The organism is Streptomyces sp. NPDC001634, from assembly GCF_040298185.1.
GTDB lineage: Bacteria > Actinomycetota > Actinomycetes > Streptomycetales > Streptomycetaceae > Streptomyces.
The window spans coordinates 70,944-89,687 of the sequence record NZ_JBEOZU010000004.1 but is presented as its reverse complement, the minus strand read 5'-3'; the positions used below and the strand labels follow the sequence as shown (position 1 = coordinate 89,687).

General features: G+C 70.5%; 18 protein-coding genes. 1 reads left to right on the top strand and 17 read right to left on the bottom strand.

Annotated elements, in window-relative coordinates:
• Positions 1-14 precede the first annotated feature (14 nt).
• The 10 genes from gmk to pyrR form a co-directional block, all read right to left on the bottom strand.
• On the bottom strand, positions 15-572 hold the full coding sequence (gene gmk, locus ABT186_RS03905; protein ID WP_351226888.1) for a guanylate kinase: 558 nt from the start codon (positions 570-572) through the stop codon (positions 15-17).
• A gap of 37 nt (positions 573-609) precedes the next feature.
• A complete protein-coding gene (locus ABT186_RS03900) occupies positions 610-933 on the bottom strand; it encodes an integration host factor (RefSeq protein WP_006607450.1) in 324 nt (107 codons plus the stop codon).
• Between the two features lie 311 nt (positions 934-1,244).
• Entirely contained in the window at positions 1,245-2,090 is an 846-nt protein-coding gene (pyrF, locus tag ABT186_RS03895) for an orotidine-5'-phosphate decarboxylase (RefSeq protein WP_351923441.1), read from the bottom strand.
• Positions 2,087-3,193, bottom strand: coding sequence for a quinone-dependent dihydroorotate dehydrogenase (locus tag ABT186_RS03890; RefSeq protein ID WP_351923439.1), 1,107 nt, complete (start codon positions 3,191-3,193; stop codon positions 2,087-2,089). Before ABT186_RS03890 ends, pyrF begins: the two co-directional genes overlap by 4 nt.
• A gap of 65 nt (positions 3,194-3,258) precedes the next feature.
• Positions 3,259-6,567 (bottom strand): carbamoyl-phosphate synthase large subunit, encoded by a 3,309-nt coding sequence (gene carB, locus ABT186_RS03885; protein WP_351226881.1) that lies wholly within the window; start codon positions 6,565-6,567, stop codon positions 3,259-3,261.
• The gene (gene carA / locus ABT186_RS03880; protein ID WP_351226879.1) at positions 6,560-7,717 is read right to left on the bottom strand and encodes a glutamine-hydrolyzing carbamoyl-phosphate synthase small subunit; all 1,158 of its coding nucleotides are present in this window, start codon (positions 7,715-7,717) and stop codon (positions 6,560-6,562) included. Before carA ends, carB begins: the two co-directional genes overlap by 8 nt.
• Entirely contained in the window at positions 7,714-8,298 is a 585-nt protein-coding gene (locus ABT186_RS03875; RefSeq protein ID WP_351226877.1) for a PH-like domain-containing protein, read from the bottom strand. Before ABT186_RS03875 ends, carA begins: the two co-directional genes overlap by 4 nt.
• Entirely contained in the window at positions 8,295-9,581 is a 1,287-nt protein-coding gene (locus ABT186_RS03870) for a dihydroorotase (RefSeq protein WP_351226875.1), read from the bottom strand. The genes ABT186_RS03875 and ABT186_RS03870 overlap by 4 nt, the downstream gene beginning before the upstream one ends.
• The gene (locus tag ABT186_RS03865; protein WP_351226873.1) at positions 9,578-10,564 is read right to left on the bottom strand and encodes an aspartate carbamoyltransferase catalytic subunit; all 987 of its coding nucleotides are present in this window, start codon (positions 10,562-10,564) and stop codon (positions 9,578-9,580) included. Before ABT186_RS03865 ends, ABT186_RS03870 begins: the two co-directional genes overlap by 4 nt.
• Positions 10,565-10,719: 155 nt before the next feature.
• Positions 10,720-11,292: a bifunctional pyr operon transcriptional regulator/uracil phosphoribosyltransferase PyrR gene (gene pyrR / locus ABT186_RS03860; RefSeq protein ID WP_351226871.1), complete on the bottom strand. Its 573-nt coding sequence runs from the start codon at positions 11,290-11,292 to the stop codon at positions 10,720-10,722.
• Between the two features lie 264 nt (positions 11,293-11,556).
• Between pyrR and bldD the strand changes: the two genes are divergently transcribed.
• Positions 11,557-12,060, top strand: coding sequence for a transcriptional regulator BldD (gene bldD, locus ABT186_RS03855; protein ID WP_351226869.1), 504 nt, complete (start codon positions 11,557-11,559; stop codon positions 12,058-12,060).
• 271 nt (positions 12,061-12,331) lie between these two features.
• Here bldD and nusB read toward each other — a convergent pair whose 3' ends face one another.
• From nusB to aroC, 7 genes are all read right to left on the bottom strand, one after another.
• Entirely contained in the window at positions 12,332-12,766 is a 435-nt protein-coding gene (nusB, locus tag ABT186_RS03850; RefSeq protein ID WP_351235734.1) for a transcription antitermination factor NusB, read from the bottom strand.
• 2 nt (positions 12,767-12,768) lie between these two features.
• Complete coding sequence (gene efp / locus ABT186_RS03845) at positions 12,769-13,335, bottom strand: elongation factor P (RefSeq protein WP_086728309.1); 567 nt, start codon at positions 13,333-13,335, stop codon at positions 12,769-12,771.
• A gap of 56 nt (positions 13,336-13,391) precedes the next feature.
• Entirely contained in the window at positions 13,392-14,498 is a 1,107-nt protein-coding gene (locus ABT186_RS03840) for an aminopeptidase P family protein (protein ID WP_351235731.1), read from the bottom strand.
• A gap of 294 nt (positions 14,499-14,792) precedes the next feature.
• The gene (locus ABT186_RS03835; RefSeq protein ID WP_351235729.1) at positions 14,793-15,665 is read right to left on the bottom strand and encodes a Pro-rich N-terminal domain-containing protein; all 873 of its coding nucleotides are present in this window, start codon (positions 15,663-15,665) and stop codon (positions 14,793-14,795) included.
• A 246-nt stretch (positions 15,666-15,911) separates the two neighbouring features.
• Positions 15,912-17,003 (bottom strand): 3-dehydroquinate synthase, encoded by a 1,092-nt coding sequence (aroB, locus tag ABT186_RS03830; protein ID WP_351235727.1) that lies wholly within the window; start codon positions 17,001-17,003, stop codon positions 15,912-15,914.
• The gene (locus ABT186_RS03825; RefSeq protein WP_351235725.1) at positions 17,000-17,515 is read right to left on the bottom strand and encodes a shikimate kinase; all 516 of its coding nucleotides are present in this window, start codon (positions 17,513-17,515) and stop codon (positions 17,000-17,002) included. Before ABT186_RS03825 ends, aroB begins: the two co-directional genes overlap by 4 nt.
• Positions 17,512-18,696: a chorismate synthase gene (gene aroC / locus ABT186_RS03820; protein ID WP_351923438.1), complete on the bottom strand. Its 1,185-nt coding sequence runs from the start codon at positions 18,694-18,696 to the stop codon at positions 17,512-17,514. Before aroC ends, ABT186_RS03825 begins: the two co-directional genes overlap by 4 nt.
• Between the last annotated feature and the right edge of the window lie 48 nt (positions 18,697-18,744).

Sequence of the window (18,744 nt, the reverse complement as noted above, 5' to 3'; positions counted from 1 at the left end):
TCACACAACCCTGATCACACAACGTCCATCAAGGCTAGCAGCTCGCGCGCCACATCCTCGACCGAGGTGTTGACCAGGGTCACATCGAACTCCGGCTCGGCCGCCAGCTCGATCTTGGCCGCCTCCAGGCGGCGCTCGATCACCTCGGGCGGCTCGGTGCCTCGTCCGGTGAGTCTGCGCACGAGCTCCTCCCAGGAGGGAGGGGCCAGGAACACGAGCCGGCCCTCGGGCATGGACTCGCGGACCTGCCGGGCGCCCTGGAGGTCGATCTCCAGCAGGACCGGTACCCCGGCCTCCAGGTGCTCCAGCACTGCGGCCCGCGGAGTGCCGTAGCGGTTGCCGGCGAACTCGGCCCACTCCAGAAGCTCACCGTTGGCGATCAGCTTGTCCATCTCCTCGTCCGTGACGAAGAAGTAGTGGACTCCGTGCTGCTCACCGGGGCGGGGCGCCCGGGTCGTCGCCGACACCGAGAGCCAGACCTCGGGGTGTTCCTTGCGCATATGGGCGACGACCGTGCTCTTGCCGACCCCGGAGGGGCCGGAGAGCACGGTCAGCCGCGGACGTTCACTCATGCAGCGATTATTCCAGCAATCCCGGAGTGCCCCGGACTCAGCTGGCAGTGCTGCCGAACTCACGCTCCAGGGAGGCGATCTGGTTGGAACCGAGACCACGCACGCGGCGGCTCTCGGAGATACCGAGTCGCTCCATGATCTGCTTGGCGCGGACCTTGCCCACGCCCGGCAGGGACTCGAGAAGGGCGGAGACCTTCATCTTGCCGATGACGTCGTTCTCCTGGCCCTGCTTGATGACCTCGTGAAGGGAGGCGCCGGAGTGCTTGAGTCGATTCTTGACCTCGGCCCGCTCCCGGCGAGCCGCGGCGGCCTTTTCGAGCGCGGCTGCGCGCTGTTCAGGGGTAAGGGGCGGAAGAGCCACGCCTACGTCACCTCGGATGTCGAACTGTCGGATACGGACCGGTGAGGAACCTAGTCGCCCCACACCTGGGGAGCCACGAGCAACACGCTTGCCCGTTCTCCCCCACTACCTAAAGGGTGTGGGAGGTGCCCCCACTCGTCGGAGACTAGCGGGCGAGCGCGCCAGAGTCAGCGAGAACAGCGGAAAAGTCCTGGTCAGCCTCTATCGAGCCAGACTTTTCGGACATATTGCCCCGGATTTGAGGATGTATTCAGACTCAAGCGGCCTCCGAGGCACTCGTCGGAGGACTCGTCCCGCCCCCCGCGGAGGGTCTAACCCGCGGCCACAGCGGCCCGGATCTCCTCCGCGAAGCGCTCCGCGGCCTCACGCAGAGCGACGACGTCGGGACCGTGGCGCAGCACCCCGCGGCTCACATTCGGTACGACATTGCGCACCGCCGCCCCGAAGACCCCGGGAAGGTCGGCCGGAGTGGCTCCCTGGGCGCCGATGCCGGGCGCGAGGAGGGGTCCGTTGATGTCGAGGTCGTACGACGACAGATCGCCGAGCGTGGCGCCGACGACCGCGCCGAACGAGCCGAGGGGCTCCTCCCCCGCGTTCTCGGCGGCGAGGTGGGCGAGCATCGTCGCCCCGACATTCCGGCCGTCGGCCCGCACCGCGTGCTGCACCTCGCCGCCCTCCGGGTTGGAGGTGAGCGCCAGCACGAAGAGCCCGGCGCCGCTCTCGCGCGCCAGCTCCACGGCCGGCCTGAGCGACCCGTAGCCGAGATACGGCGACACGGTCAGCGCGTCCGAGAACAGCGGGGCGTCCTTGTGGAGGAAGGACTCGGCGTACGCGGCCATGGTCGAGCCGATGTCGCCGCGCTTGGCGTCCATGACAACCAGCGCCCCGGCCGCCCGGGCCTCCTCGACCGACTTCTCCAGGACGGCGACGCCGCGCGACCCGAAGCGCTCGAAGAAGGCGCTCTGCGGCTTGAGGACGGCGACCCGGTCGGCCATCGCCTCGACGACCGTGCGGCTGAACCGCTCCAGGCCCGCCACGTCGTCGTTCAGGCCCCACTCGGTGAGCAGCGAGGCATGCGGGTCGATGCCGACACAGAGCGGTCCGCGCTCGTCCATGGCGCGGCGCAGGCGTGCGCCGAAGGGTTCCAGAGCTGTCATGCGGGCTTCCTCACGTCGGCGCCGACCGCGTCGGCGAGGGTGGCGTACGGGCTCGTACGCAGGCGCGCGGCGAGCCCCTTGTGGATGGCGCGGCCCCAGAAGGGCCCCTCGTAGATGAACGCGCTGTAGCCCTGTACGAGCGTGGCACCGGCGAGGATCCGCTGCCAGGCGTCCTCGGCGTTCTCGATGCCGCCGACGCCCACGAGGGTGATGCGGTCGCCCACGCGCGCGTAGAGGCGGCGCAGCACCTCCAGGGAGCGCGCTTTCAGCGGGGCGCCCGACAGCCCGCCGGTCTCCTTCACCAGGGAGGGTGCGGACTTCAGACCGAGTCCCTCGCGCGCGATGGTGGTGTTGGTGGCGATGATCCCGTCCAGGCCCAGTTCCACGGCGAGGTCGGCGACGGCGTCGACGTCCTCGTCGGCGAGGTCCGGCGCGATCTTCACCAGGAGCGGGACGCGCCGCGTGGTGACCGTGCGGTCGGCGGCCTCGCGCACGGCGCTCAGCAGCGGGCGCAGCGCCTCGGTCGCCTGGAGGTTGCGCAGGCCCGGCGTGTTCGGGGAGGACACGTTGACCACCAGGTAGTCGGCGTACGGCGCCAGGCGCTCGGTCGACTTCACGTAGTCCCCGACGGCCTCGTCCTCCGGGACGACCTTGGTCTTGCCGATGTTGACGCCCACGACCGTCCTGAAGACGGGCGTACGCGACGCCAGGCGCGCGGCCACGGCCAGCGAGCCCTCGTTGTTGAAGCCCATGCGGTTGATCAGCGCCCGGTCCGCGACGAGGCGGAACAGGCGCTTCTTCGGGTTGCCCGGCTGCGGCTCCCCGGTCACCGTGCCGATCTCGACATGGTCGAAGCCCAGCATCGACATCCCGTCGATCGCGATCGCGTTCTTGTCGAAGCCGGCCGCAAGCCCGAACGGCCCGTGCATCCGCAGCCCGAACGCCTCCGTGCGCAGCTCCTTGTAGCGGGGCGCGAGGGCGGCGGCGACGAAGGTGCGCAGCGCGGGGATGCGTACGGCGAGGCGGATCCAGCGAAAGGCCAGGTAGTGGGCCTCTTCAGGATCCATCCGTTTGAAAACCAGACGGAAGAAAAGCTTGTACATCTCTCAGTGTCCTCATGAACCTCATGAAGAGGGGGACACCGTTTCCGATGTCCCCCTCAGGGCTGCTAGTCGCGGGCCGCGGTCAGGTGTTCCGCGTGTTCCTGGAGCGAACGGACGCCCACATCACCGTGGTTGAGGGCGTCGATGCCCTGCACCGCCGCCGCGAGCGCCTGGACCGTCGTCAGACACGGCACGGAGCGCGCAACGGCCGCCGTACGGATGTCGTAGCCGTCGAGGCGGCCTCCGGTGCCGTACGGGGTGTTGACGATGAGATCGACCTCGCCGTCGTGGATGAGCTGGACGATGGTCCGCTCACCGTTCGGTCCGGTGCCCTCGGACTGCTTGCGCACGACCGTGGCGTGGATGCCGTTGCGCTTGAGCACCTCGGCCGTACCGGACGTGGCGAGCAGCTCGAAGCCGTGGGCGACCAGCTCGCGCGCGGGGAAGATCATCGAGCGCTTGTCGCGGTTCGCGACGGAGATGAAGGCGCGGCCCTTGGTCGGCAGCGGACCGTACGCCCCCGCCTGCGACTTGGCGTACGCCGTGCCGAAGACGGAGTCGATGCCCATGACCTCGCCGGTGGAGCGCATCTCCGGGCCGAGGACCGTGTCGACGCCGCGCCCGTGGATGTCGCGGAAGCGCGACCACGGCATCACGGCCTCCTTGACGGAGATCGGCGCGTCGAGCGGGAGCTCGCCGCCGTCACCGCGCACGGGCAGCAGCCCCTCGGCCCGCAGTTCGGCGATGGTGGCGCCCAGCGAGATCCGGGCCGCGGCCTTCGCCAGCGGCACCGCGGTCGCCTTCGAGGTGAAGGGAACGGTACGGGAGGCACGCGGGTTGGCCTCCAGGACGTACAGGATGTCCCCCGCCATCGCGAACTGGATGTTGATCAGGCCACGGACGCCGACGCCCTTCGCGATGGCCTCCGTGGAGGCCCGCAGCCGCTTGACGTCGAAGCCGCCCAGCGTGATCGGGGGAAGCGCGCACGCCGAGTCGCCGGAGTGGATACCGGCCTCCTCGATGTGCTCCATGACGCCGCCGAGGTACAGCTCCTCGCCGTCGTACAGGGCGTCGACGTCGATCTCGATGGCGTCGTCGAGGAAGCGGTCGACCAGCACCGGCCGGGAGGGGCTGATCTCGGTCGACTCGGCGATGTAGGACGACAGCCGGGCCTCGTCGTACACGATCTCCATGCCGCGCCCGCCGAGGACGTACGACGGCCGGACGAGGACCGGGTAGCCGATCTCGTCCGCGATGGCCTTGGCCTCGGCGAAGGTGGTGGCGGTGCCGTGCTTGGGGGCCGGGAGGCCGGCCTCGGCGAGCACGCGCCCGAACGCCCCACGGTCCTCGGCGGCGTGGATCGCCTCCGGGGAAGTGCCCACGATCGGCACGCCGTTGTCCTTCAGCGCCTGCGCCAGGCCCAGCGGAGTCTGGCCGCCCAGCTGGACCACGACACCCGCGACCGGGCCGGCCTGCTGCTCGGCGTGGACGATCTCCAGCACGTCTTCCAGCGTCAGAGGCTCGAAGTACAGACGGTCGGAGGTGTCGTAGTCCGTGGAGACCGTCTCCGGGTTGCAGTTGACCATCACGGTCTCGTACCCGGCGTCGCTGAGCGCGAAGGAGGCGTGGACGCAGGAGTAGTCGAACTCGATGCCCTGGCCGATGCGGTTGGGACCCGAGCCCAGGATGATGACCGCGGGCTTCTCGCGCGGCGCGACCTCGGTCTCCTCGTCGTAGGAGGAGTAGAAGTACGGCGTCCTCGCGGCGAACTCGGCCGCGCATGTGTCGACCGTCTTGTACACCGGGCGCACGCCCAGCGAGTGCCGCACCTCGCGCACGACGTCCTCGCGCAGCCCGCGGATCTCGGCGATCTGCTGGTCGGAGAAGCCGTGCCGCTTGGCCTCGGCGAGCAGGTCGACGTCCAGGCGGTCGGCCCCGGCCAGTTCGTCCGCGATCTCCTTGATCAGGAACAGCTGGTCGACGAACCAGGGGTCGATCTTCGTGGCCTCGAAGACCTCTTCCTGGGTGGCACCGGCGCGGATGGCCTGCATGACCGTGTTGATCCGGCCGTCGGTCGGGCGCACCGCCTCTTGGAGGAGAAGAGCCTTGTCGCCGGGCTCGCCGACGAACGTGAACTGGCTGCCCTTCTTCTCCAGCGAGCGCAGCGCCTTCTGGAACGCCTCGGTGAAGTTGCGGCCGATCGCCATGGCCTCGCCGACCGACTTCATCGTCGTGGTCAGCGTGTTGTCGGCGCTCGGGAACTTCTCGAAGGCGAACCGCGGCGCCTTGACGACGACGTAGTCGAGGGTCGGCTCGAAGGAGGCCGGGGTCTCCCGCGTGATGTCGTTCGGGATCTCGTCGAGCGTGTAGCCGACGGCGAGCTTGGCCGCGATCTTGGCGATGGGGAAGCCGGTCGCCTTGGAGGCGAGGGCCGACGAGCGCGACACACGCGGGTTCATCTCGATGACGATCACACGACCGTCCTCGGGGTTCACCGCGAACTGGATGTTGCAGCCGCCGGTGTCGACGCCGACCTCGCGGATCACGGCGATGCCGATGTCGCGCAGGATCTGGTACTCGCGGTCGGTCAGCGTCATCGCGGGCGCCACGGTGATCGAGTCGCCGGTGTGGACGCCCATCGGGTCGAAGTTCTCGATGGAGCAGACGACCACGACGTTGTCGTGCTTGTCGCGCATCAGCTCCAGCTCGTACTCCTTCCAGCCGAGGATGGACTCCTCCAGGAGCACCTCGGTGGTCGGGGAGAGCGTGAGGCCCTGGCCGGCGATGCGGCGCAGCTCCTCCTCGTCGTGCGCGAAGCCGGAGCCCGCGCCGCCCATGGTGAAGGAGGGGCGGACGACGACCGGGTAGCCGCCGAGCTCCTCGACGCCGGCCAGCACCTCGTCCATGGAGTGGCAGATCACGGACCGGGCGGACTCACCGTGCCCGGTCTTCTGCCGGACCGCCTCCACGACCTCCTTGAACTGGTCGCGGTCCTCGCCCTTGTGGATGGCCTCGACGTTGGCGCCGATCAGCTCGACGCCGTACTTCTCCAGGACGCCGTTCTCGTGCAGCGAGATGGCCGTGTTGAGCGCCGTCTGGCCGCCCAGAGTGGGCAGCAGCGCGTCCGGCCGCTCCTTGGCGATGATCTTCTCGACGAACTCCGGGGTGATCGGCTCGACGTACGTGGCGTCGGCGATCTCCGGGTCGGTCATGATCGTCGCCGGGTTGGAGTTGACCAGGACGACCCTCAGCCCCTCGGACTTCAGGACCCGGCACGCCTGGGTGCCGGAGTAGTCGAACTCGGCGGCCTGACCGATGACGATCGGGCCGGAGCCGATGACCAGGACGGACTGGATATCGGTGCGCTTAGGCACGCTGGCCCTCCATCAGGACTGTGCTCATCAAAGACGTGAAGCGGTCGAACAGGTAGGCGGCGTCGTGCGGGCCCGCTGCCGCTTCGGGGTGGTACTGGACGCTGAAGGCCGGCCGGTCGAGCAGCTGGAGGCCCTCCACCACGTTGTCGTTGAGGCAGACGTGGGAGACCTCGGCGCGGCCGTAGGGGGTGTCGGACACCCTGTCGAGGGGGGCGTCGACGGCGAAGCCGTGGTTGTGCGCGGTGACCTCGACCTTGCCGGTCGTACGGTCCTGCACCGGCTGGTTGATGCCGCGGTGGCCGTACTTCAGCTTGTAGGTGCCGAAGCCGAGCGCGCGGCCCAGGATCTGATTGCCGAAGCAGATGCCGAACAGGGGCGTCCTGCGCTCCAGCACGGCCTGCATGACGGCGACCGGGTGGTCGGCCGTGGCCGGGTCGCCCGGGCCGTTGGAGAAGAACACGCCGTCCGGGTTCACGGCGTACACGTCCTCGACGGTCGCCGTCGCGGGCAGCACGTGCACCTCGATGCCGCGCTCGGCCATGCGGTGCGGCGTCATGCCCTTGATGCCGAGGTCGATCGCGGCGACAGTGAACTTCTTCTCGCCGATCGCCGGGACGACGTACGGCTCCCGGGTGGCGACCTCGGCGGACAGGTTCGCGCCCTTCATCTCGGGCGCCTGGCGCACCTCGGCGAGCATCGTGCCCTCGTCGGGCAGAGCGTTGCCGGAGAAGATGCCGACGCGCATGGCGCCGCGCTCGCGCAGATGGCGGGTGAGCGCACGCGTGTCGATACCGCTGATGCCGACGATGCCCTGGTGGCGCAGCTCCTCGTCCAGCGAGCGCTTGGCGCGCCAGTTGGAGGGCACGCGCGCGGGGTCGCGCACGACGTAGCCCGCGACCCAGATCCGCTTGGACTCGGGGTCCTCGTCGTTGACGCCGGTGTTGCCGACGTGGGGGGCGGTCATCACGACGACCTGGCGGTGATAGGACGGGTCGGTGAGGGTCTCCTGGTAGCCGGTCATGCCGGTGGAGAACACGGCCTCGCCGAAGGTCACCCCCACGGCCCCGTAGGCTCGGCCGCGGAAGGTCCGGCCGTCCTCCAGGACGAGTACTGCGGGAACCTTCACGGCTCCCCTGGTGGAGGTCGTCATCGTGCGCCTTCCGTCTTGTTGGTCATCTGGTTCAGGGTGTCGACCCACTCGTTGTGCTCGGCCGCGCGGTCGGAGCGGAACCCGGAGTCGATCAGCTTGTCGCCGAGCGCCCAGGTCACGACCAGCAGTCCGCCCTCGGTGAGGACCTTGCCGGCGATGCCCTTGTCGAGCCGGGCCCCGCGCAGCTGCGCCGCCGGGACGAAGAAGTCGGTCGCCCCGGGGCGTACGACGTCCAGGCCCGCGTCCGTCAGCGTGAGCTCGACCCGGCTGCGGGTGCCGAGGCCATGGGCCACGATCCGGTCCAGCCACTGCCCGGCTGTGGTGGAGCCGTGGTAGCGGCCGCTCATCGTCAGTCTGGGCTCACCGGGCTCTTCGGGCGCGCTGGGCAGCTCCGGCAGGTCGCTCTGGAGGGTGCCGCGCCACTTCCAGCCCTCGCGCATCAGCCAGTAGACGAGCGCGATGAACAGGGCGAGTCCGACGAGCCAGCCGATGCGGGCGGCCCAGTCGGTCACCGGAGCCGACTTCTCTCCGGCGGCGAGTACGGCTCCGTGTGCGGCAGCCGGCAGGTTCAGAGGTGTCACGTGAGCTTCCCGTCGACGAGCGTGGCCTTGCCCCGGAGCCATGTGCGCGTGACACGGCCCGGCAGCTCACGGCCCTCGTACGGGGTGTTGCGGCTGCGCGAGGCGAAGCCCGCGGGGTCCACCTGCCCACGGTATGCCGTGTCGACGAGGGTGAGGTTGGCGGGCTCGCCTGCCGAGACGGGACGCCCGTGGCCCTGGGCCTGCCCGATCTGCGCGGGCTTGAAGGACATGCGGTCGGCGACGCCCGCCCAGTCGAGCAGCCCGGTGTCGACCATCGTCTCCTGGACCACGGACAGCGCGGTCTCCAGACCGACCATGCCCATGGCGGCGGCGGCCCACTCGCAGTCCTTGTCCTCGTGCGGGTGCGGGGCGTGGTCGGTGGCGACGATGTCGATCGTGCCGTCGGCGAGGGCCTCGCGCAGCGCCAGCACGTCGCGCTCGGTGCGCAGCGGCGGGTTGACCTTGTAGACCGGGTTGTAGGTGCGCACCAGCTCGTCGGTGAGGAGGAGGTGGTGCGGGGTGACCTCGGCGGTGACGTCGATGCCGCGGGACTTCGCCCAGCGCACGATCTCGACGGACCCGGCGGTCGACAGGTGGCAGATGTGGACGCGGGAGCCGACATGGTCGGCGAGCAGGACGTCCCGCGCGATGATCGACTCCTCGGCGACCGCCGGCCAGCCGCCGAGGCCCAGCTCGGCGGAGACGACGCCCTCGTTCATCTGCGCGCCCTCGGTCAGGCGCGGCTCCTGCGCATGCTGGGCGACGACACCGCCGAAGGCCTTCACGTACTCCAGCGCCCGGCGCATGATCACCGCGTCGTCCACGCACTTGCCGTCGTCGGAGAAGACCGTGACGTTCGCCGCCGACTCGTGCATCGCGCCCAGCTCGGCGAGCTTCTTGCCCTCCAGGCCGACGGTGACGGCGCCGATGGGCTGCACATCGCAGTAGCCGTGCTCCCGGCCGAGCCGCCAGACCTGCTCGACGACGCCGGCGGTGTCGGCCACCGGGAAGGTGTTGGCCATGGCGAACACGGCCGTGTAGCCGCCGCTCGCTGCGGCCCGCGTGCCGGTCAGGACGGTCTCGGAGTCCTCGCGGCCGGGCTCGCGCAGATGGGTGTGCAGGTCGACGAGGCCCGGCAGCAGCACCTTGCCGTCGGCCTCGACGACCTCCGCGCCCTCGGCGCTCAGACCGGCGCCCACCTCGGCGATCGTCTCGCCGTCGATCAGCACGTCCTGCGGCTCGCCGCCGAGCACCTTCGCACCACGGATCAGGATCTTGCTCATCGGTCTTTCTTCTCCTCGGTACGTGAGTTGGTGACGGCGGGCTCGTTGCCGCCCAGCAGCAGGTAGAGCACGGCCATGCGGATGGAGACACCGTTGGCGACCTGCTCGACCGCGGTGCAGCGGTCGGAGTCGGCGACCTCGGCGGTGATCTCCATGCCGCGGACCATCGGGCCGGGGTGCATCACGATGGCGTCCCCGGGCATCTTCGCCATGCGGTCGCCGTCGAGGCCGTAGCGCCGCGAGTACTCGCGCTCGGTGGGGAAGAAGGCGGCGTTCATGCGCTCGCGCTGGACGCGCAGCATCATCACCGCGTCGGACTTGGGAAGGGTGCTGTCGAGGTCGTAGGAGACCTCGCAGGGCCAGGACTCTATGCCGACCGGCAGCAGGGTGGGCGGGGCGACGAGGGTGACGTCGGCGCCGAGGGTGTGGAGCAGGTCGACGTTGGAGCGGGCGACACGGCTGTGCAGCACGTCGCCGACGATCGTGATGCGCTTGCCGGCCAGGTCGCGGCCGAGCCCGGCATCCCGGCCGACGAGGCGGCGGCGCATGGTGAAGGCGTCGAGCAGGGCCTGCGTCGGGTGCTGGTGGGTGCCGTCGCCGGCGTTGATGACGGCGGCGTCGATCCAGCCGGAGTTGGCCAGGCGGTACGGGGCCCCGGAGGCGCCGTGCCGGATGACGACGGCGTCGACGCCCATGGCCTCCAGGGTCTGGGCGGTGTCCTTCAGGGACTCGCCCTTGGACACGCTGGATCCCTTGGCGGAGAAGTTGATGACGTCCGCGGACAGACGTTTCTCGGCGGCCTCGAAGGAGATCCGGGTGCGGGTGGAGTCCTCGAAGAAGAGGTTGACGACGGTGCGGCCGCGCAGGGTCGGCAGCTTCTTGATCGGCCGGTCGGCGACCCGGGCCATTTCCTCGGCGGTGTCGAGGATCAGGACGGCGTCGTCGCGGGAGAGGTCGGCGGCCGAGATGAGATGACGCTGCATCTTTCAGGCTCCGTAAGGCAGTTCAATCGGGATGCGGGGGTCCGGGGCCCGCGGCGACAGCCGCTTGTGTCACAGCCCCAGAAGGCACAGCCGGGCAAGCAGGCGTGCGCCGGAGCGCACTCGCAGGGCATACGTCGGTGACGTACGCCGGAGTGCTACTGCTGTGCGCCCGGGACGGTCTGCTTCGCACCGAGCAGCACGGTGTCGCGACCGTCCTCCTCGGCGAGCTGGACCTTGACCGTCTCCCGCAGCGACGTGGGGAGGTTCTTGCCGACGTAGTCGGCGCGGATCGGAAGCTCGCGGTGGCCACGGTCGACGAGGACCGCGAGCTGGACCGCGCGCGGACGCCCGATGTCGTTCAGGGCGTCGAGGGCGGCGCGGATGGTGCGGCCGGAGAAGAGCACGTCGTCGACGAGAACGACGAGGCGGCCGTCGATGCCGTCACCGGGGATCTCTGTGCGGGCCAGCGCACGCGGCGGCTGCATGCGCAGGTCGTCGCGGTACATGGTGATGTCGAGGGAGCCGACCGGGACCTTGCGGCCGGTGATCTGCTCAAGCTTGGCGGCGAGCCGCTGGGCCAGGAAGACACCTCGGGTCGGAATGCCGAGGAGCACCACGTCGTCGGCGCCCTTGGCGCGCTCGACGATCTCATGGGCGATGCGGGTCAACACCCGCGCGATGTCGGGGCCTTCGAGCACGGGCCGCGCATCGGAATACTGCGTGTCCATACGAAACGGACCTCCTTCTCCGCCTCACGGGACGGACCTTAAAGGACGTCGGAATTGCGCCATACACGCTACCAGCCCACCACTGGCGTCCGTCACCCCCCTGGCGTCATCCGTCACTCGTGCGGCGTCATCGCAGGCCGTCCACCACTGAAGGGTCGGTCCGGACCATTCGGCTTGACGGGGGAGAGTCACGCTGCGTAACCTCACAGTGAGTCACCAGCCGCGCGGCCGAGCCGCACGTCGACACCGTGTCCGGGGAGCTATATGTCCAGCGAATACGCCAAACAGCTCGGGGCCAAGCTCCGGGCCATCCGCACCCAGCAGGGCCTTTCCCTCCACGGTGTGGAGGAGAAGTCCCAGGGACGCTGGAAGGCGGTCGTGGTCGGGTCGTACGAGCGTGGCGACCGCGCCGTCACCGTGCAGCGTCTCGCCGAGCTGGCGGATTTCTACGGGGTCCCGGTGCAGGAGCTGCTGCCCGGCACCACCCCCGGCGGAGCCGCCGAGCCGCCGCCGAAGCTTGTCCTGGACCTGGAGCGCCTGGCCAACGTACCGGCCGAGAAGGCGGGCCCGCTCCAGCGGTACGCGGCGACGATCCAGTCGCAGCGCGGTGACTACAACGGCAAGGTGCTGTCGATCCGCCAGGACGACCTGCGCACGCTCGCGGTCATCTACGACCAGTCGCCCTCGGTCCTGACCGAGCAGCTGATCAGCTGGGGCGTCCTGGACGCGGACGCGCGCCGCGCGGTGGCGTCCCACGAGGAGAACTGAGCGGGCGGGTACGCCCGGCAGAAACGTCACAGCCTCAGGGGCGGAGCCTTTCGGCTCCGCCCCTGAGGCTTTTCCCGCTGCCGCCGAGCGCCGCGCCCGCCCTGCTCCGGGGCTCGGGGGCTCGGGGGCTCCTGGGCTCCGGGGCTCCGGGGCTCCGGGGCTCCGGGGCTCCGAGTAGCTGTCGTCCGGAACGCGCCGGGTCACACAGAGACGCCGAGGGCCCGCGGAGCGTGTCCACGGGCCCTGGTGCGGCGTGGGAGACGGCGGTCGCTCACGCCTGTTCGCGGCGCAGCGAAGGCTTGAGGTCCTTCAGACGGCCCAGCAGGCCGTTGACGAACGCGGGCGACTCGTCCGTGGAGAACTCCTTGGCGAGCTGCACCATCTCGTCGAGCACCACGGCGTCCGGCGTCGCGTCGACCCAGATCAGCTCGTAGGCACCCAGACGCAGGATGTTGCGGTCGACGACCGGCATCCGGTCCAGCGTCCAGCCGACCGCGTACTGTGCGATCAGCTCGTCGATGCGCTTCGCATGCTCGGCGTAGCCCTCGACCAGCTGCATCGTGTACTCGCTCACCGGCGGCTGCCGGGTGTCGGTCCGCGACAGCCGGATCCAGTCCGCGAGGACCGTCATGACGCCGGCCCCGCGTTGGTCACCCTCGAAGAGGATCTGGAAGGCGCGCTTACGGGCCGTGTTACGGGCAGCCACGGTTAGCTGTTCACCCGGCCGAGGTAGTCGCTCGTACGGGTGTCGACCTTGATCTTCTCACCGGTGGTGATGAAGAGCGGGACCTGGATCTGGTGGCCGGTCTCCAGCGTGGCGGGCTTGGTGCCACCCGTGGAGCGGTCGCCCTGGACGCCCGGCTCGGTCTCGGCGATGGTCAGCTCGACGGCGGCGGGCAGCTCGACGAAGAGCACCTCGCCCTCGTGCTGCGCGACGACAGCCGTGAAGCCCTCGATGAGGAAGTTCGCGGCGTCACCGACGGCCTTCGGGTCGATGTGCAGCTGGTCGTACGTCTCCATGTCCATGAAGACGAAGTACTCGCCGTCCTTGTACGAGAACTGCATGTCGCGCTTGTCGACGGTGGCCGTCTCGACCTTGACGCCGGCGTTGAACGTCTTGTCGACGACCTTGCCGGAGAGCACGTTCTTGAGCTTGGTGCGCACGAATGCGGGGCCCTTGCCGGGCTTGACGTGCTGGAACTCGACGACGGACCAGAGCTGGCCGCCTTCGAGCTTGAGCACCATGCCGTTCTTGAGGTCGTTCGTGGAAGCCACGGTTGCGGAATCTCCTGGACTGACGTACGACCCCGGGGCAGGCGCGCAGCGCAAGGCTAGAGCGCGAGCAGCTCCTTGGTCGTGATGGTGAGTAGCTCGGGTCCGCCGTCCGCCTCGGGGCGTACGACGAGCGTGTCATCGATCCGGACACCACCCCGGCCCGGGAGGTGGACCCCAGGTTCGACGGTGACCGGCACGCAAGCGTCCAGTTTACCCATGGCCGCGGGGGCCAGCTGCGGGTCCTCATCGATTTCGAGCCCCACACCGTGCCCGGTCAGCGGCGGAAGGCCCGCGCCGTACCCGGCCGAATCCAGCACCTGGCGTGCGGCCCGGTCCACGTCGCGGTAGGCGGCGCCGGGTGCCAGGGCCTCGCGTCCGGCGCGCTGAGCGGCGAAGACGAGGTCGTACAGCTCGATCTGCCAGTCGGCGGGCGAGGTGCCGATCACGAAGGTGCGGCCGATCTCGCAACGGTAGCCGCGGTAAGCGGCCCCGAGGCAGACGGAGAGGAAGTCGCCCTCCTCGACCCGGCGGTCCGTCGGTCGGTGACCGCGGCGGCCGGCGTTCGGGCCGGTGGCGACGGAGGTGGCGAAGGCGGGCCCGTCGGCGCCGTGGTCGACCAGGCGGCGCTCCAGTTCGAGGGCGAGGTGGCGCTCGGTGCGGCCCACGAGGATCGATTCGAGCAGCTCGCTCAGCGCCTGGTCGACGATCTCCGCCCCGATCCGCAGAAGGGAGATCTCCTCCTCGTCCTTGACGACCCGCAGCTGCTCGACCGCGTTCCCGAGGTCGGTCAGCCGCAGTCCGGGCGCGACGGAGCGAAGGGCGCGGTGCCGGGCGACGGTGAGGTGATGCTCCTCGACCGCGAGGGACTCGGCGCCCTGCCCGGCCGCAAGATCCGCCGCGGCGACGGCGGGGTCGCCACCGGAAGCCGACATCGCGTTCACGCGGAGCGTCTCGTCGGGACGCCCGTAGGCGGGCTGATCCTCCGGCGGTCCGGCGCACAGCAGCACGTCCTCGCCCATGCCCAGTAGCAGTACGGCGCCCTGGGGCGCGACGCCCGCGAGATAGCGCACGTTGGCGGGGCGGGAGACGAGCGCCGTCACACTGCCGCCCGCGCTGCAGCGCTCCCTCAGCCGCTCGCGGCGGGCCGCGTACACCTCTGACATGACCCGAGCCTACGAGCGGTGGCCGGATGTCGCCGGTCCAGAGGTCCGGACGGGCGGCGGGGGCGCCGTACGCGGCGCCGACTCTCGCGGGGCTCCGCCCCGGACCCCTTTTCGGGCGGCCGGCCCCGGGACCCCGCTCCTCGAACGCCGGAGGGGCTGAAATTCGCCGGACGGGCTGATTTTTTCCCCCGTCCGGCGCCTGGGGACGAGGTCGTCGAGGCCGAAGCGAGGGTCTTGGGGCGGCAGCCCCCAGGGACGGACCCGGTGCCCGTTCGCAGGACAACCCCTACGGCGTCACCATTTCGGCGGGCTCGCGATCGACCGGGCGAGTACCTCGTCCAGTACCCGGGCCGTCCCCTCCACATCGAGCTGGGAGTTGTCGATGATCGGCAGTCCGGAGCCGTACCAGCCGGCCATGCGGCCGTGGATACGGGCGACCTCCTCGTCGGTGAGGCGGCGGTTGCCGGTGCGCTCGGCGTTGCGCTCCAGGACTATCTCCAGGCCCGGGAGGATGACGACGGGCAGCAGACCGGGGCCCACATGCCGTTTCCAGCCACCGAGGCCGACGACCGGCCGGTCCGGGAAGACGGCGTCGTCGAGAATGCACGAGATGCCGTTGGCCAGGAAGTTCCGGGCCGCGAAGCCGCAGGTGCGGCGGGCGAGACGGTACTGCGCCTCCGAGTTGTCGTTCCACCCCGACTGTGGGTCGGCGAAGCCGGAGCGCACCCATTCGCGCACGTCGTCGAGGCTGATGTGGGCCGTGGGGACCCGGCGGTGGTCTGCCCAGTACTTGGCGACGCTGGTCTTGCCCGCACCCGCGGGACCGATGAGCAGCACGGCGAGTGTGGTGGTCGCGGGGTCGGGGGCACCCGTGGCGGGCGGTGTGCTCGGCATGCCGACCGGGCCGCCGGGCGGGAGCTGCACATGGCCCGTGGTGTCCGGCGTGGGCGGGACGGGGGCCTGAGGCGGTGGGAGGTGGGTGTGCGGCGCTCCGGGAGGCACCGGTCGTCCCGCGAAGCCCGGCGCGGGCGCGGGCGGGGTCTGTGGTGGGGGCCCCGGGTGGGCGCCCGGCTGTCCCGGGTGGTGTGCGGCCGGTGACCAGCCGGTAGCCGGACCCTGCCCCGGCTGGTGGGGCGGCGGCAGCGGAGCTCCCACTGCGTGCTGCATCCAGTGCCACTCCGTCTCGTCTTCTGGCTCGGTTCGCCTCCGGCGCGCCCCTTCGGCTCACGTGCCGTCGGATCGCGATCGACGCTGGCAGCAAGGCGTGTCGCCCCGCTCCCTACCGAACGGTACCGTCCCCGGCCGCCGTTGTGTGAACGGCCGGGGGTGGCCCGAAGTGCCCATCGCCACCGGCAAATCGGGGCAACCGGTCCCGCCGGGAACGACTCGCCCGCCGGCAGGGCCATGGTGGGGCTACTCCCCCACTTCGCCGTAGGCCGCGAGCAGGACCGCCGGGTCGGGGCCCTCCAGCACGGTGGGCTTGGCCAGGCCGTCCAGGACGATGAAGCGGAGCAGGTCGCCACGGGACTTCTTGTCGACCTTCATGGTCTCCAGGAGCTTGGGCCACTGGTCGTAGCGGTAGTGCAGCGGCAGCCCGACCGACTCCAGGACCGTGCGGTGCCGGTCGGCGGTCGCATCGTCCAACCGGCCCGCCAGTCGCCCCAGTTCGGCGGCGAAGTGCATGCCCACGGCGACGGCGGCGCCGTGGCGCCACTTGTACCGCTCGTTCTTCTCGATCGCGTGGCCCAGCGTGTGACCGTAGTTGAGGATCTCGCGCAGACCCGACTCCTTCAGGTCCGACGAGACGACCTCCGCCTTGACCCTGATGGAGCGTTCGATCAGCTCGGCGGTGTGCGGGCCGGCCGGGGTGCGGGCGGCCTGCGGATCCTCCTCGATCAGCTCCAGGATGACCGGATCGGCGATGAAGCCGGCCTTGATGACCTCGGCGAGCCCGGAGACGTAGTCGTTGACCGGGAGGGAGTCCAGCGCGGCGAGATCGCACAGGACGCCCGCGGGCGGGTGGAAGGCGCCCACCAGGTTCTTGCCCTCGGCCGTGTTGATGCCGGTCTTGCCGCCGACGGCCGCGTCCACCATGGCCAGCACGGTGGTCGGGATCGCGATCCAGCGCACTCCGCGCAGCCAGGTAGCGGCCACGAACCCGGCCAGGTCGGTGGTCGCGCCGCCACCCACGCCCACGATGACGTCGGTGCGGGTGAAGCCGGACTGGCCGAGCGCCTTCCAGCAGTAGGCAGCGACCTCGGCGGTCTTGGCCTCCTCCGCATTGGGCACCTGGATGGCAACGGCCTCGTAGCCCTGCTCGGCCAGGTCGGCACGGAGGGCGTCACCCGTCTCGGCCAGCGCCTCCGGGTGGATCACCGCGACCCGCTTGGCCTTCTCCCCGATCAACCCGGCGAGCTCGCCGAGGAGTTGACGGCCGACCAGAACCTCGTAGGGGTCGGTGCCGGCTGTGCCGCCGACCTGGATCCGCGTCACTGCCTCGCTCATGCTTCCTTCAACTCCAGAGCGTCCAGGGCCTCTTGGGTGACCTCTTCGGGCGTACGGCCATCGGTGGCCACAACGGCCGTCGCGACCTCCTCGTACAGGTGGCGGCGGGCCTCCATCAGTTCACGCCACTGGCGGCGCGGGTTGACCGCGAGCAGCGGGCGGGCCGCGTTGAGGCCGGTGCGCTTGACCGCCTCCTCGACGTCCATCGACAGGTAGACCACCCGGTGCCCGCCCAGCAGGGCGCGCGTCTCGTCGTCGAGGATCGAGCCGCCTCCCAGGGCGAGGACACCCTCGTGCTCGGCGAGCGCCCGGTGCACCGCCTTCTTCTCCAGGGCGCGGAAGACCGGCTCGCCCTCCTCCACGAAGATGTCGGCAATGGCGCGGCCCTGCTCGGCCACGATGTCGTCGTCCGTGTCCCGGTAGCCGACGCCGAGGCGCTCGGCGAGCATCCGCCCGACGGTGGACTTGCCCACACCCATCGGGCCGACCAGGACGACCAGCGGCGCGTTCACCGGATCGCCAGGTTCTCGAGGTATGAGCGGACGTTGCGCCGGGTCTCGGCCACGCTGTCGCCGCCGAACTTCTCCGCCACCGCGTCCGCGAGGACGAGGGCCACCATGGCCTCGGCGACGATTCCGGCCGCCGGGACCGCGCACACGTCGGAGCGCTGGTGGTGCGCCTGGGCCGCCTCTCCGGTGGCCACGTCCACGGTCTGCAGCGCGCGGGGCACGGTCGCGATCGGCTTCATCGCGGCCCGTACGCGCAGCAGTTCACCGGTGGTCAGACCGCCCTCGGTGCCGCCGGAGCGACCGGTGGCGCGCTTGATGCCGTCGGCGGTGGTGAGGATCTCGTCATGCGCCTTGGAACCCGGCACCCGCGCCAGCTCGAAGCCGTCGCCGAGCTCGACGCCCTTGATCGCCTGGATGCCCATGAGCGCGGCCGCGAGCCGCGAGTCCAGCCGGCGGTCCCAGTGCACGTGCGAGCCGAGGCCCACCGGAACGTCGTAGGCGAGGACCTCGACCACGCCACCGAGGGTGTCGCCGTCCTTGTGTGCCTGGTCGATCTCCGCGACCATCGCCTTCGACGCGTCCGCGTCCAGGCAGCGCACCGGGTCGGCGTCGAGCTTCTCCACGTCCGCAGGGGTCGGGTAGACGCCGTACGGTGCCTTCGCCGAGGCCAGTTCGACCACGTGGGAGACGATCTCGATGCCCGTCGTCTCCTTCAGGTACGACCGCGCCACCGCGCCGAGCGCCACGCGCGCCGCGGTCTCCCGGGCCGACGCCCGCTCCAGGATCGGCCGCGCCTCGTCGAAGCCGTACTTCTGCATGCCGGCGAGGTCCGCGTGCCCGGGCCGGGGCCGGGTCAGCGGCGCGTTGCGGGCCAGTCCTGCGAGGATCTCCGGGTCCACCGGATCGGCCGCCATCACCTGCTCCCACTTGGGCCACTCGGTGTTGCCGACCATGATCGCCACCGGGGAGCCTAGGGTGAGACCGTGCCGGACGCCTCCCAGGAAGGTGACCTCGTCCCGCTCGAACTTCATCCGGGCACCGCGCCCGTAGCCCAGCCGCCGCCTCGCCAGGTGGTCCGCCACCATCTCCGTGGTGATCGGCACGCCGGCGGGAAGGCCCTCCAGCGTCGCGACAAGTGCGGGTCCGTGGGACTCCCCCGCGGTCAGCCAGCGCAACCTGCTCAACGGTGCTCCTCAGTGCTCGCGCCCTGGTACTGCCCTGCGTACGCTCGT